The following is a 16,137-nucleotide window of genomic DNA, read 5'->3' as shown; positions in this document are numbered from 1 at the left end:
CCACCGATGGCCGAAGAGCAGAGCGACGACCGGACCTACCTCGTCGTCCACAACGACGAACTCCAGTACTCGATCTGGCTCGCCGACCGGGAACTTCCGGCCGGCTGGCACCAGGAGGGGACCCGAGGCACCCGTGCCGAGTGCCTCGCCCGGATCGAGGAGGTCTGGACCGACATGCGCCCGCTGAGCCTGCGCCGGCGCATGGAACAGCAGCACAGCGCCGTCTGACACCGGCGCACGCAGGCAGCAGGAGCGGGAGCGGGAGCGACGGCGAGGGGCCGCGGCAGGTATGCGGCGGCCCCTCGCCCGCTGCGCCGGCCCAGAGGTGAAGAGGAGCAAGGGTGGAATCCCAGGTGTGGCCGCGGACGTCAGAGACCGACCGTTCCGGTACGGAGCTGTTGCCCGCGCGATTCGAACTGCAGGCGGCCAGGACCCCCGACGCCCTCGCCGTGCTCTGCGGTCGGGACCGGCTCGGTTACGCCGAGCTCGACCGGAGGTCCAACCGTCTCGCACATGTCCTGCGCGACCGCGGCATCGGCCCCGAGGACCTCGTCGCGGTCTGCCTGCCGCGCGGCATCGGCCTCGTGGTGGCGCTCCTCGCCGTCTGGAAGGCCGGCGCGGCGTACGTACCGCTGGATCCCGGGCATCCGCGCGCCCGCCTGGAATGGGTCCTGGAGGACACGGCAGCGCGTGTCGTTCTCACCGACGGGCCCACCGCCCGGGGCGCCCTGCGCGACCTGCCCGTCACCGCCCTGTGCCTGGACGAGGAGCGGGACCGCATCGCCGCGCAGCCCGCGACCGCTCTGCCGGGACCGGTGTCCCCGGCGTCAGCCGCGTATGTCATCTACACCTCGGGATCCACCGGCCGCCCCAAGGGCGTCCTCGTCGACCACGCGGGCATCGCGAACCGCGTCGGCTGGACCGTCCGCAGACACGGCATCGGCCCGGACGACCGGATCCTCCAGAAGACCACGATGAGCTTCGACGCCGCGGGCTGGGAGATCTTCGCCCCGCTCACGGCGGGCGGCACCGTCGTCATGGCCCCCGAGGGAGCCGAGCGCGACCCCGCGCTGCTGCTGCGGGAGGTGGCCGAACAGCGCATCACCGTCCTCCAGGTGGTGCCCTCCGTGCTGCGGCTGCTCGCCGACGAGGACGGCTGGGCCGACTGCACGGACCTGCGGCTGCTGTTCTGCGCGGGAGAGCCCCTGCACGCGGACCTCTGCCGACGGCTGCCCGACCGCATCCGCGCCGGAATCTGGAACACCTACGGCCCCACCGAGTGCTCCATCGACGTCACCGCCCACCCCGTCCACCCGGACAGGGAGCAGGGCCCCGTACCCATCGGCCGCCCGATCGACTCCATGCGCGTCCTGGTGCTCGACGCGGCCGGGACACCGGTGCCCGTCGGAGTGCCGGGCGAGCTGTACGCGGGAGGCCCCGGAGTGGCCCGCGGCTACCTGGGGCGCCCGGGCGCGACCGCCGCGAGCTTCGTCCCCGACCCCTACGGAGCAGCGGGCGAACGGCTGTACCGCACGGGCGACCGGGCCCGCTGGCGCTCGGACGGCGTGCTGGAGTACGTCGGCCGGGTGGACCACCAGGTCAAGATCAACGGCACCCGTGTCGAACCCGGCGAGGCCGAAGCGGCGCTCGCCGCGCACCCCGGGCTCAGCGGTGCGGTCGTCACCCCGTTCAAGGCCCCCGACGGGACCGCGCGACTGGCCGCGCACGTCGTCCCCCGTGCCGAACCCGTGCCCGCCGCCGAACTCCGGGCCTTCCTCCGGGGCAGCCTCACCGAGGCACTCATCCCGTCCGTCTATGTGACGGTCGACGCCTTCCCGCTCAACGCCAGCGGCAAGGTCGACCGAAGCGCCCTGCCCGACCCCAGCACGGCCGACGACGGGCCGGCGGCGGTCGAGCCCCGCACCGACGACGAGCGGCTCGTCGCCCGCGTCTGGGCCGACCTGCTCGGCACCGGCACGGACACCGTCGGCGCACACGACGACTTCTTCCGCCTCGGCGGCACCTCGCTCCACATGACCCGGCTGCTCGGCGGTCTCACCGCCGCCACCGGCCGCCGCATCGAACTCCGTGACCTCTTCACCGCCACCACCGTCGCCGAACAGGCCCAGCTGCTAGGCCGCGGCGACCCGGCCGACGACACGGCCACGGTCACGGCGGCCGGCCGGGGCGCGCCGCTCCCGTTGTCCTTCGCGCAGGAACGCATCTGGTTCCTGGACCGGATGAACCCGGCGAGCGCCGAATGGGTCACGCCCGTTCTGCTGCGCCTGCCCGCCGGCACCCGCCCGGAGACTGTCCGCACGGCGCTGCGCACCCTGGCGGACCGGCACGAGATCCTCCGTACGCGGTACGTCACCGAGCTCGGTGAACCCCGCCAACTGGCCGACAACCACAGCACGGTGGACTTCCAGGTGCTGGACGCGGGCCCCGATGGTCCGGCCCCGCACCTGAGGGCGCAGCTCGCCCAGGGCTTCGACCTGGAGCAGGGCCCGGTCTGGCGGGCCCGGCTGATCCGCACTCCCGGAGAAGAACACCTGTTGGTCCTGACCATCCATCACATCGCTTCGGACGGCTGGTCATCGGTCCTGCTGGAGAACGACCTCCGCGGCCTCTGCCTCACACCCGAGGCGGACCGGCTGCCGGAGCTTCCGCTGCAGTACGCCGACTTCGCCGTCAGGCAGCGGGAGCAGTCCGGTGACGAGGAGAGCGCACGACAGCTCGCCCACTGGCGCGAGGTCCTCGACGGACTCGTCCCCCTCGATCTCCCCACGGCCCGCCCCCGGCCGGCCGAACGCGACATCAGCGGCTCGGTGGTCGGCTTCCATGTCCCGCACAGCGTGACGAAGCAGGCGCTCGCCCTCGGCCAGCACCACGGGGCCACCCCCTTCACAACCCTGCTCACCGCCTTCTCCGCCCTCCTCTCCCGGTACACGGGCAGCGAGGACATCGCGGTCGGCACACCGGTCTCGGGCCGCACCAGGCCCGAGAGCGCCGGCGTCGCGGGCTGCTTCCTCAACAACCTCGTGCTCCGCTGCGATCTCGGCGGCGACCCGACGTTCATGGCGGCGCTGGAGCGGATACGGGACATGGTCCTGACCGCCTTCGCCCACCAGGACCTTCCCTTCGAACGCCTCGTGGACGCCTTCGGCGACCGGGACCGCTCGCGGACCCCGCTCTACCAGGCCGCCTTCGACCTGCTCGACGAAGGCCAGACCGGATCGGCGCTCAGCGACAGCGATCTGGCGCTCCTCGGCGACAACTGGCGGACCGCCAAGACGGACCTCACGCTCTTCGTCCACCTGGAGCCGGGCGGCGGAGCGCGCTGCCAGATCGAGTACGCCACTGCGCTCTTCGAGCGCGGCTGGGTGGAGAATCTCGCGGCGGGCTTCGTACGGCTGCTCGACGCCCTCGCGAGCGCCCCGTCCGGCCGCATCTCACAGGCTCCGCTGCTCGGGGCCGCCGAGCAGGCCCTCGTCGAACCCGCCGCCGTGGACGACGCCGGGCAGGCCAGGACGATGCACGAGGTCTTCGAGGAGCAGGCCGCGGCGACCCCCGGTGCGGTGGCCGTCGTCGCGGGTGACACCGAGCTGACGTACGGCGAACTGAACGCACGGGCGAACCGGCTGGCCCACCGCCTGAGGGGGCTGGGTGCCGGACCCGAAGTGCTGGTCGGCGTGTGCCTGGAGCGCGGGCCCGAGCTGGTGCCCGCCCTGCTCGGCGTACTGAAGTCGGGCGCCGCGTACGTTCCGCTGGATCCGGCGCATCCTCTGGACCGCTGGGAGTTCATCCTCGGTGACACGGCGGCCTCCCTCGTGGTCACCACCTCGGAGTTCGCCGAACGGCTGGGGCGGATCCACTCCGGGACCCTGATCGTCCTCGACGAGGACGCGCCGCAGGAACCGGGCGAGGCGGAGTTGCCGAACCCGGCACCGCTGCCGGCAGGACCGGCCTCGACGGCGTACGTCATCTACACCTCGGGCTCCACCGGGCGCCCGAAGGGTGTGTGCGTGAGCCACACCCAGGTGTGGCGGCTGCACGCCATCGCCCGGAGGCACTACGCGTTCGGCGCGGAGGATGTGTGGCCGCTGTTCCACTCCTATGCCTTCGATGTGTCGGTGTGGGAGCTGTGGGGTGCGCTCGCGCACGGTGGGCGGCTGGTGGTGGTGCCGTTCGACGTCGCCCGGTCGCCGGACGACTTCCTCGATCTGCTGGTGCGGCACCGGGTGACGGTGCTCAACCAGACACCCTCGGCGTTCAGGTCGCTCGTCGGTGCCGCGGGGTCGGGCGATCCGAGGATCGACCAACTCGATCTGAGGGCCGTGGTGTTCGCGGGGGAGCGGCTGGAGTTCGCCGAGCTGGCTCCGTGGGTGGAGCGGCTGGGTCTCGACCGACCGCAGCTGCTCAACATGTACGGCATCACCGAGACCACGGTCCACTCGACGTACCACCGCGTCACCCACGACGACCTGACCGCCGGCGGCAACCCGGTCGGGCGCCCACTCGCCGATCTGCGGATCCATCTGCTCGACCGCCACGGACAGACGGTGCCCGTCGGCGTCACCGGCGAGATTCATGTCGGCGGCCCCGGCGTCGCCCGTGGCTACCTGGGGCGGCCGGGACTCACCGCGGAGCGTTTTCTGCCCGACCCGTTCGGCCCGCCCGGCGCGCGCTTCTACCGCAGCGGCGACCTCGCCCGGCGCAACCCGGACGGCACCCTGGACTTCCTGGGCCGTATCGACGACCAGGTGAAGATCCGCGGCTACCGTATCGAACTCGGCGAGATCCAGGCCGCGCTGGCCGATCGGCCGGCCGTCCGCGACGCGGCGGTGGTGGTACGGGAGGACCGGCCCGGCGACCGCCGGCTGGTCGCCTACGTGGTCATGGCACCCGACGCCCGGGCCGACGGCGGTGAGCTGCGGGCGGCCCTGGCCGACCGGCTGCCGTCGTACATGGTGCCCGCGGCCTTCGTCGTGCTGGACGCCCTGCCGCTGACCGCCAACGGCAAGCTGGACCGGCGGGCCCTGCCCGCACCGGAGGAGCAGAGCCTCCACACGGGCGGGGACTACGTGCCCCCGCGCAACCAGGCCGAAGAGGCCGTCACCGACATCTGGGCCCAGATCCTGCACACCGAGCGGATCGGCGTCCACGACAACTTCTTCGAACTCGGCGGTAATTCCCTGCTCGCGCTGCGGCTGGTGGCCGCGGTCCAGGAACAGTTCGACATCGACCTGCCGGTGCGCAAGGTCTTCGACATGCCCTCGGTGGCCCAACTGGCCGCCGAGGTTGAGACACAGCTCAGAGCGGATATCGCGCGGCTCGACGACGCCGCACTGCTGACGGACCCGATGCTGGCGGAGGAACGAGAGATATGAGCGCCGGAGAGACCGAGAAGTCCGCCACCGCCGTGGCGGCGGCCCGCGAGGAATTGCTGCGGCAGCGGCTCGCCGGGCGCCGCTCGGCCCCCCGCGCGGGCATTCCGCGCGCCGACCGCGCAGGCACCCTGCCGCTCTCCTTCGGGCAGCAGCAGCTCTGGTTCCTGAGCAGTCTCGACCCGGAGAGCCCCGAGTACCTGGTGCCGGTCCTGCGCCGCCTGCGCGGACCGCTCGACCTCGACGTCCTGCACGCCGCGTACACCGAGATCGTCGCCCGGCACGAGATCCTGCGCACCCGCTACCGCCTGGAGAGCGGCGAACCCGTCCAGGTCGTCGACCCGGCGGGCACCCCGGACCTCCCGGTCACGGACCTCGGCGCACTGCCCGCCGCCGCACGCGAGCAGAAGGCCGCCGACCTGGCGGCCGAAGCCGCCGCCGCGCCCTTCGATCTGGCGGGCCAGTGGCCGGTCCGCGCCCGGCTGATCCGGCTCGCAGAGGACGATCATCTGCTGGCCGTGGTCTTCCACCACATCGCCTGCGACGCCTGGTCCATCCAGGTGTTCGAGCGGGAACTCGGCGCGCTCTACGGTGCGTTCGCAGCGGGCCGCCCTTCCCCGCTACCCGCACTTCCCGTGCAGTACGCCGACTTCGCCGCATGGCAGCGGAGCCGTATCGCCGGTCCCGAGCTCGACCGCCGGCTCGGCTACTGGCGCGGCCTCCTCGCCGACAGCACACCGGCCGAACTCCCCACTGCCCGGCCCAGGCCGCCGGTGCGGGACTGGCGGGGCGCCGCCGTACCGCTGGAGCTGCCGGAACCGCTGGCGGCCGGGCTGCATGCCCTGTCCAAGGAGCACGGTGTCACCCTCTACACGACGCTGCTCGCCGCGTTCCAGGCGCTGCTGTCCCGCTACACCGGACGCGACGACATCGCGGTCGGAACCGTTGTCTCCGAGCGCACCCGCCCCGAACTCCAGAACGTCATCGGATACGGGATCAACTCCCTCGTGATGCGCGGAACCTGGCAGGGCGAACCGGCGTTCACCGAGCTGCTCGCCGCCGCGCGGAGCACCGTACTCGGCGCCTTCGATCACCAGGAGGTGCCCTTCGCGCGCCTGGTCGACGAGCTGGCCCCGGTCCGCGACACCTCCCGTACTCCGCTGTTCCAGATCGCCTTCACCCTGCACGAGGCGGCGGAAGGAGCACTCGAGCTGCCCGGCATCGCCACCTCGGTCGTCGAACTCCCGTGGCTTACCGCGAAGTTCGACCTCGCGCTGCAGATCGAGGAGACACCGGGCGGCGGTTTGCGAGGCCAGTTGGAGTACGCCACCGCGCTCTTCGACCAGCCGTGGATGGACGGCTTCGCCGCATCCTTCCTGCGCCTGCTCGACGGCCTGGTCGCCTCCCCGGACAGCCCCGTCACCCGGCTGCCGCTCCACGGCGAGCGGGTGAGCGCCGTCCTGGCGCCGCCCGCGGTGCGGCCGGCCGGCGAAGCGCGGCCGATGCACGAGGTCTTCCAGGACCGGGCGGCCGAGAACCCCACCGCAGTTGCCGTCGTCGCCGGCGACGAGGCGCTGTCGTACGGGGAACTCAACGCCCGCGCCAACCGGCTGGCCCACCACCTCACGGCGCTCGGTGTGGGCACCGAGGATCTGGTCGGCGTCTGCCTCGGACGCGGCAGCCACCTCGTCCCCGCCCTGCTGGGCGTGCTGAAGTCCGGCGCCGCCTACGTGCCGTTGGATCCCTCGCACCCGGTCGACCGGTGGGGATTCGTCCTCGGCGACACCGGGGCGCCGGTCGTCGTCACCACCTCGGAGTACGCAGAGCGGCTCGCGGGCGTGTACACCGGGCGGATCGTCGTCCTCGACCGCGACGCGGTCACGATCGCGGCCGAGTCCGAGGCGAACCCCGCCCCCAGCACGGCGGGACCGGACGCGCTGGCGTACGTCATCTACACCTCGGGCTCCACCGGGCGCCCGAAGGGTGTGTGCGTGAGCCACACCCAGGTGTGGCGGCTGTTGGCCGTCGGGGACCGGCATTACGGCTTCCGCGCAGAGGATGTGTGGCCGCTGTTCCACTCCTATGCCTTCGATGTGTCGGTGTGGGAGCTGTGGGGTGCGCTCGCGCACGGTGGGCGGCTGGTGGTGGTGCCGTTCGACGTCGCCCGGTCGCCGGACGACTTCCTCGATCTGCTGGTGCGGCACCGGGTGACGGTGCTCAACCAGACACCCTCCGCGTTCAGGTCGCTCGTCGGTGCCGCGGGGTCGGACGATCCGAGGATCGACCAACTCGATCTGAGGGCTGTGGTGTTCGCAGGGGAGCGGCTGGAGTTCGCCGAGCTGGCTCCGTGGGTGGAGCGGCTGGGTCTCGACCGACCGCAGCTGCTCAACATGTACGGCATCACCGAGACGACCGTGCACTCCACCTACCACCGCATCACCGAGCACGACCTGACGGCCGGTGGCAACCCGGTCGGCCGCCCGCTGGAGGACTTGACCATCTACCTCCTGGACCGCCACGGGCAGGTCGTGCCGTCCGGAGTGCCGGGCGAGATTCATGTCGGCGGCCCCGGCGTGACCCGGGGCTATCTCGGCCGCCCGGCGCTCACCGCCGAGCGTTTCGTACCCGATCCGTTCGGCCCGGCGGGCGCGCGGCTCTACCGCAGCGGCGACCTCGCCCGGCGCAACCCGGACGGCACCCTGGACTTCCTGGGCCGTATCGACGACCAGGTGAAGATCCGCGGCTACCGCATCGAACTCGGCGAGATCCAGGCCGCCCTGGCCGGCCGGCCAGGCGTCCGCGACGCCGCCGTGGTGGTGCGCGATGACGACGCCGTGGGCCGACGGCTGGTCGCGTACGTCGTACCGGAGGCCGGACGCGCCCCCGACGGCGTTGCGCTCCGGGCCGCCCTGGGAGAACGCCTGCCCTCCTACATGGTCCCCGCCGCATTCGTCGTACTGGACGCCCTGCCGCTCACCGCGAACGGCAAGCTGGACCGGCGCGCCCTGCCCGCACCCGAGCAGCACAGCCTCCACACCGGCGGCCAGTACCTCGCGCCCCGCAACCCCCTCGAAGAGCAGATCGCCACGGCCTGGTCGCAGGTCCTCGACGGCGACCGGATCGGTGTTCACGACAACTTCTTCGAGCTCGGCGGGGACTCGATCCGCGCGGTGGTGCTGGTGGGTGCGCTGCGGTCGGCGGGTGTGGATGTGTCGGTGCGGGATGTGTTCGAGTTCCGTACGGTTGCCGAGCTGGCGGCGTCGGTGGGTGGTCGTGGGGTGGTGGAGCGGGAGCGGCCGGTGGAGCGGTTCGCGCTGCTGTCGGCGGCGGACCGGGAGCTTGTGCCTGCCGGGGTGTCGGATGCGTATCCGATGTCGCAGGTGCAGCTCGGGATGCTGGTGGAGATGCTGGCCGACGAGGAGCAGCACAGCTATCACAACATCACGCTGTTCCGGATCCGTGACGAGCAGCCCTTCGATGCCCGGGCTCTTCGTGACGCGGCGGCGCTGGTCACGAGCCGGCACGAGATGCTGCGTACTTCCTTCGCGGTCTCCGGCTACTCCGTGCCGATGCAGCTCGTCCACGAGCGGGCCGATGTCCCTGTCGAGGTAAGGGATCTGCGGGACCTGGACGCCGCAAGGCAGCAGGCAGAGCTGGAGGCGTACACCGCGAGCGAGCGTGCCGCCGTCTTCGACACCACTCAGGCCCCCATGATCCGGATCTCGGCCCATGTGATCGACGACGGCAGCTGGTGGTTCGGACTCACCGAATGCCACTCCATCCTCGAGGGCTGGAGCTTCCACTCCCTGCTCATGGAGGTGCTGGCGGCCTACCGAACCCTGCGCGACGGCGATCTGCCGGCGCCCGTCGAACAGCCCGCCGTCCGGTACGCCGATTTCATCGCCGCCGAGCAGCGCTCGCTGGCCTCCGCGGAGGACCGTGCCTACTGGCACGACGTCGTCGACCGCCATGCGACGTTCTCCCTCCCGGCCGCCTGGGCGGGTGACCAGGACGAACCGCGGGACAACTACCGAGTGCGCATTCCCTACCAGGACCTCGACGCCGGTCTGCGCTCGCTGGCCGCCGAGGTCGGTGTCTCGTTGAAGAGCGTGCTGCACGCCGCCCATCTCAAGGTGATGAGCATGCTCACCGACGAGCCCGCCTTCTTCACCGGCCTGGTCTGCAACGCCCGGCCCGAGGCGGAAGGCGCCGACCGGGTCTACGGCATGTACCTCAACAGCCTGCCGTTCGGCTACGACCGGACCGCCGTCACCACCTGGCGCGACCTGGTGCGCCGCACCTTCGACCGGGAGGTCGAGCTCTGGCCGCACCGGCGGTTCCCGATGCCCGCCATCCAGCGCGAGAAGGGCGACGGCGCCCGGCTGCTCGATGTCCGCTTCAGCTACCTGGACTTCCACCAGGTGGACACCGAACTCGTCGACTTCGGCGCCAGCATCGACGACTCACTCACCGAATTCGCCCTCGCCACCCTGGCGGTGGGCGGCTATGTGGTGCTGATGTCACACACCCACGTCATGACGCGGGAGCATGCCGACCGCCTCGCCGGGATGTACCGGGCGGTGCTCGAAGCGATGGTCGCGGACACCGACGGGGACGCACGCGCCACCTTCCTCCCCGACGGCGAACGGGAGTTGCTCGTCGAGAAGTGGAGTGCCACCGCCGCCCCGGTGAGCGTCTCCGCGACGGTCCCCGAGCTCTTCGAGTCCTGGGCGGTCCGCACCCCCGACGAGACTGCCGTCACCTACGGCGAGGACCGGCTGACCTACGCCGAGACCGACGCCAGGGCCAACCGGCTCGCCCATGAGCTGCGCGCGCTCGGAGCCGGCCCCGAGTCCGTGATCGGGGTCCTCCTCGACCGCGGCCCGGAGCTGATCGTCTCCCTCCTCGCCGTATGGAAGGCGGGCGCCGCCTATCTGCCGCTGGACCCGGGCCAGCCCGCGGCCCGTACCGCCAGGATGCTGGGCGCCGCGGGCGCCCGCCTCCTGGTGACCGCGACGGCCCACTCCGACCGGCTCGCCGACGCCTTCGAGGGCCACCAGGTCGTCGTGGACCGGCCCGAGGCAGCGGCCTCCATCGACCGCCGCCCCGCCACCAGGCCGGAGGCCTCCGCAGACTTCGACCGGCTGGCCTACGTCATCTACACCTCGGGCTCCACCGGCGTGCCCAAGGGCGTGCAGATCACCCATCGGGGCCTTTCGAACCACATCGGCTGGGCCGCCGGCACGCTGGCCGCGCGCGGCCCCGGAGGCGCCGCCCTCTTCTCCTCCGTCGCCTTCGACCTGGTCGTGCCCAACCTCTGGGCGCCCCTCGTCACCGGCCGCCGGGTGCACATCCTGGCGCAGGACTTCCCGGTCGAGGACCTCGGTCCGCTGCTGCACGAAGCCGGCCCGTTCAGCTTCCTCAAGCTGACCCCCGGCCATCTGGAAATCATCGCGCACCGGCTCGACGACGCCCGGGCCAAGGAGCTCGCCTCGGTCGTCGTCGTGGCGGGCGAGGCATTCCCGGGGCGCAGCGCCGACCACTGGCTGCGCCTCCTCGGTCCCGGCCGGCTCATCAACGAGTACGGGCCCACCGAGGCCTCCGTCGGCAGCACCGTCTTCCCCGTCGACGTGGAGCGCCTGGGCGGCGCCGAGACCGTGCCGATCGGCAGCGCCCTCCCCGGCGCGACGCTCTACGTCCTCGACTCCACGCTGTGCCCCGTCCCCGTCGGCGTGCCGGGCGAGCTCTATGTGGGGGGTGCGGGAGTGGCGCGCGGGTACGCGGCCCAGCCGGGCCTCACCGCCGAGCGCTTCGTACCCGACCCGTTCGGACCGCCCGGCGCCCGGCTCTACCGCACGGGCGATCTGACCCGGATGACCGAGGGCGGCGTCGTCGAGTTCCTCGGCCGGATCGACGAGCAGGTGAAGATCCGCGGCTACCGTGTGGAGCTCGGCGAGATCCAGGTCGTCCTGGCCGAGCACCCGGCCGTCCAGGAGTGCGTCGTCGTCGCCCACCGTTCGGCGACCGGCGATCCGCGGCTCGTTGCCCACTACGTTCCGGCCGACGGCCGGGCCCCGGTCACCGCGGAACTGGCCGCCCACTGCGCCGCACGGCTGCCCGCCTATATGACGCCCAGCGCGTTCCTCGTGCTGGACGCCCTGCCGCTCAACCGCAACGGCAAGGTCGACCGGCGGGCCCTGCCCGCACCCGACGAAGCCTCGTTCGGCAACGGCGAGCGGGCGTACGTCGCACCCCGCAACCCCCTCGAAGAGCTGCTGGCGACCGCCTGGTCGCAGGTCCTGGAAGCCGACCGGATCGGTGTTCACGACAACTTCTTCGAGCTCGGCGGCCACTCGATCCGTGCGGTGGTGCTGGTGGGTGCGCTGCGGTCGGCGGGTGTGGATGTGTCGGTGCGGGATGTGTTCGAGTTCCGTACGGTTGCCGAGCTGGCGGCGTCGGTGGGTGGTCGTGGGGTGGTGGAGCGGGAGCGGCCGGTGGAGCGGTTCGCGCTGCTGTCGGCGGCGGACCGGGAGCTTGTGCCTGCCGGGGTGTCGGATGCGTATCCGATGTCGCAGGTGCAGCTCGGGATGCTGGTGGAGATGCTGGCCGACGAGGAGCAGCACAGCTATCACAACATCACGCTGTTCCGGATCCGTGACGAGCAGCCCTTCGATGCCGGTGCTCTTCGTGACGCGGCGGCGCTGGTCACGAGCCGGCACGAGATGCTGCGTACTTCCTTCGCGGTCTCCGGCTACTCCGTGCCGATGCAGCTCGTCCACGAGCGGGCCGATGTCCCCGTCGAGGTAAGGGATCTGCGGGACCTGGACGCCGCAAGGCAGCAGGCAGAGCTGGAGGCGTACACCGCGAGCGAACGCGCCGCCGTCTTCGACACCACTCGCGCACCCCTCATGCGTATCGGCGCCCTGCTCGAGAACGACCGGAGCTGGCGGCTCACCTTCACCCAGTGCCACGCCATCACCGAGGGGTGGACCTTCCACTCCCTCGTGATGGAGATCCTCGACACCTACCGCACCCTGCGGGACGGCAACCGGCCCGCGACCGTCGAGCCCCCCGCCGTCCGGTACGCCGACTTCATCGCCGCCGAACAGCGCGCCCTCCAGTCCGCCGACGACCGTGCCTACTGGCACGACCTCGTGGCCCGCCACCCCAAGTTCACCCTCCCCGCCGCCTGGGCGGACACCACCGCGCCCCGCGCGGACTACCAGATCCATGTGCCGCACCGGGACCTGGAGCCGGGGCTGCGCGCACTGGCCGCCGAGGCCGGCGTGTCACTGAAGAGCGTGCTGCACGCCGCCCATCTCAAGGTGATGAGCATGCTCACCGACGAGCCCACCTTCTTCACCGGACTCGTCTACAGCGCCCGGCCCGAACTCGAAGGCGCCGACCGGGTCTACGGCATGCAGCTCAACAGCCTGCCCTTCCCCTTCGAGCGCACCGCCGCCACCTGGCGTGAACTGGTGCGGCAGACCTTCGACCGCGAGGTCGAGCAGTGGCAGTACCGGCGCTACCCGATGCCCGCCATCCAGCGCGAAGCGGGAGACGGACAACGGCTCATCGATGTGCTGTTCACCTTCCAGGACTTCGACCAGATGGACACCGACCTCATCGACACCGACGCCGGTGAGGGCGACGACTCCACCGAATTCGCGCTCGGAGTGCCCACCACCCCCGGCTACTTCACCCTGCGCACCCACACCCACGCACTCTCCCGGCACCACGCCGACCGACTGGCGGGGATGTACCGGGCCGTGCTGGAGGCGATGGTCGCCGACTCCGACGGAGACGCACGGGCGACCTGTCTGCCGCCGGGGGAGGAGGAGTTGCTGCTCGACACCTGGAACGGCGCACCGCTCACGCTCCCCGCGGGCGACGGCTGTGTGCACGAGGTCTTCGAGTCATGGGCAGCCCGCACGCCCGACGCGACCGCCGTCTCCCACGGCGACGAGCGGCTCAGCTACGCCGAGGTGAACACCCGGGCCAACCGGCTCGCCCACCAGCTGCGCGCCCTCGGTGCAGGCCCCGAGTCCGTCGTCGGGGTGCTCCTGGAGCCGGACATCGACCTGCTGCCCGCCCTGCTCGGCGTCATGAAGTCCGGCGCGGCCTACCTGCCACTCGACCCGACCCAGCCGACGGGCCGCCTCGCCTACATGCTGAGCGACGCGGGCGGGCCCCTCGTCGTGACCCGCAGCGCACACACCCAGGCGGCGGCAGGGGCGCGCGGACTCGTCATCATCGACACGGACGCCGACACCCTGGCAGGCCGGCCGGCCACCGACCCGGAGCCGCTCGCCGGGCCCGACAACGCCCTGTACGTCATCTACACCTCGGGCAGTTCGGGACGGCCCAAGGGCGTCACTCTCACCCACCGCAATCTGTTGCGGCTCTACGCGGCCACGGCCGACCGCATCGACCTGGACTCCTCGCAGGTCTGGGCGCTGCTGCACTCGTACGCCTTCGATGTCTCCGTCTGGGAGATCTGGGGCGCGCTGCTGCACGGCGGCCGGGTGTCCGTGGTGCCGCCCGCGGTCGCCCGCGACCCCGAGGCACTGCTCTCCCTGCTCGCCGAGCAGCGGGTGACGACGCTCTCGCTGTCACCGGTGGCCTTCCGTGCGCTGATCGCCGCGGCGGGCGGCGACAAGGCACGCCTGGACGCCCTCGCCCTGCGCACCGTCGTCTTCGGCGGGGACGGCCTCGACGTGTCCGACCTCGCCGAATGGCTGGCCCATCAGGGGCTGGAACGCACCGTGCCGATCCAGGCGTACGGACCCACCGAGACGACCGTCCACGTCACCTTCCGCCGGGTCACGGCCGACGATGTCGCGGCCGGCGGCGCCGTGCCGCTCGGGCGGGCCGTGGACGACACCCGGGTCTATGTCCTGGACGCCGAGGGGCGGCTCGCCCCCGTCGGGGTCCCCGGCGAGCTGTACGTCAGCGGCGCGGGTCTCGCCCGCGGCTACGCGAACCGCCCGGCGCTGACCGCCGAACGATTCCTGCCCGACCCGTACGGTCCGCCCGGCGCCCGGATGTACCGGACCGGTGACCTGGCGCGCGTACGGCAGGACGGGGACCTGGAGTTCCTGGGCCGCGCCGACGAGCAGCTGAAGATCCGCGGCTATCGCATCGAGCCCGGCGAGATCCAGACGGTGCTGACCGAACACCCGCAGGTCCGCGAGGCCGTCGTGGTGGCCCGGCAGTCCGAGCAGGGCGACCGCCGCCTGGCCGGCTACGTGGTCCCGGTCGGGGCGGACGCCCCGTCCGCCGCCGAGCTGGCCGCGCACTGCTCCGAGCGGCTGCCCGCCTATATGGTCCCGTCGTCGTTCGTGCCGATGACCAGGATCCCGCTCACCGTCAACGGCAAGCTCGACCACGCCGCACTGCCCGCCCCCGACCGCTCCTCCGGCTGGTCGGACCGCGCATACGTGGCGCCGCGCACCGACGTCGAACGGCAGCTCACCGAGATCTGGTCCCGGGTCCTCGATGTGGAGAAGGTCGGCATCCGCGACAGCTTCTTCGACCTGGGCGGCGACTCCATCAGCGTGCTCCGGGTGATGGCCGAGGTCCGCGAGGCCGGGTTGCCCGTCACGCTCCGCGCCCTCTACCGGGCCGGGACGATCGAACAGCTCGCCGCGTCACTGGCCACGTCCGCGCCCCGCACCCGGCCTGCTCCGAAGGGGGCTGTCGCGGAGGCCATGGAGCTGCACGGAGTACCGGGTGCCAGCCTCGCGGTGCTGAGGGACGGCGAGCTGGTCGCGCTGGAGGCGTACGGGGTGGTGGGCACCGGTTCCACGGACCGGATCACCCCCGACACCCCGTTCAAGGTGGCGTCGGTGAGCAAGCACATCACCGCACTCGGCGCGCTGACGCTGGCCGCCCAGGGGGTCATCGACCTGGACGCCGACATCAATACCTATCTCACCGGATGGCGCGTGCCCACCCCCGGCGAGAAGGGCTATCAGGGCGGCGCCGTGACGGTGCGTCATCTGCTGGCGAATGTGTCCGGGCTCGCCCTGGAACCTGCCCACGACCCCTATCTCCCGGGCGACGCCGTGCCCGGCGTCCTGGACGCGCTGCACGGCCGGCCGCCGGCCCGCACACCCGCCGTCCGCTTCGAGCACGCACCGGGAGGCGTGTTCCGAAAGAACCGGCTCAACTACCTGATCCTGGAACAGCTGATGACCGAGGTCACCGGCGACCCCTTCCCCGAACTGATGCGCACCCTGGTCCTTCAGCCGCTCGGCATGGTCCGCAGCGCCTACGACTGGGCCCATCACGCGCGCTCCCGCCGCCCCGTGGCCCTCGGCCATGACGCGTCCGGGCAGCCGGTGCCGCCCGGGCTGCCGATCCACCCCTCGGTCGCGGGCGGCGGCCTGTGGACCACGGCCGGCGATCTCGCCCGGGCCGCCGCCGAGATCCGCCGCGCCCACCTCGGGCAGGACGCCGACCTCCTCACCCAGCCACTCGCCCAGCAGATGCTGACACCCCATCAGGATGCCCTGTACGGGCTGTCCACCGTCGTCGACGCCACAGGCGACGACATCGAGTACGGCGCCTTCGGCGAGTTCGAGGGCTACTGGGCGATGAGCCTCACCCGGATCAAGGACGGCGACGGACTGATCGTGCTCACCAACGGCGACTCCGGCCGCGAGGTCGGCCGCGCGGCCATCGAATCCCACCGGAGCGACTCCTCGTCCTTCGGCGGCCAGTGGTGACCGATCCCCTCGGAGCCGAC

The 16,137-nt window shown here is 72.0% G+C and carries 3 protein-coding genes; all 3 read left to right on the top strand.

Features of this window, described 5'->3' with window-relative positions; genetic code table 11:
* Positions 1-6: 6 nt before the first annotated feature.
* The 3 genes from ACNPQM_RS05530 (at position 7) to ACNPQM_RS05520 (ending at position 16,117) form a co-directional block, all read left to right on the top strand.
* Positions 7-228, top strand: a complete 222-nt coding sequence (locus tag ACNPQM_RS05530; RefSeq protein ID WP_418083081.1) for an MbtH family protein — start codon at positions 7-9, stop codon at positions 226-228.
* A 113-nt stretch (positions 229-341) separates the two neighbouring features.
* A complete protein-coding gene (locus ACNPQM_RS05525) occupies positions 342-5,390 on the top strand; it encodes an amino acid adenylation domain-containing protein (RefSeq protein ID WP_418083079.1) in 5,049 nt (1,682 codons plus the stop codon).
* Positions 5,387-16,117, top strand: a complete 10,731-nt coding sequence (locus ACNPQM_RS05520) for an amino acid adenylation domain-containing protein (protein WP_418083077.1) — start codon at positions 5,387-5,389, stop codon at positions 16,115-16,117. Before ACNPQM_RS05525 ends, ACNPQM_RS05520 begins: the two co-directional genes overlap by 4 nt.
* Positions 16,118-16,137 lie beyond the last annotated feature (20 nt).

The sequence above is a fragment of the Streptomyces sp. NPDC056231 genome (assembly GCF_048270745.1).
Classification (GTDB): domain Bacteria; phylum Actinomycetota; class Actinomycetes; order Streptomycetales; family Streptomycetaceae; genus Streptomyces.
This window is presented reverse-complemented; position numbering and strand designations above follow the sequence as displayed.

Coding starts and splice junctions, on each gene's coding strand:
- ACNPQM_RS05530 (WP_418083081.1), top strand. CDS start 7: ATGGCCGAAGAGCAGAGCGACGACCGGACCTACCTCGTCGTCCACAAC.
- ACNPQM_RS05520 (WP_418083077.1), top strand. CDS start 5,387: ATGAGCGCCGGAGAGACCGAGAAGTCCGCCACCGCCGTGGCGGCGGCC.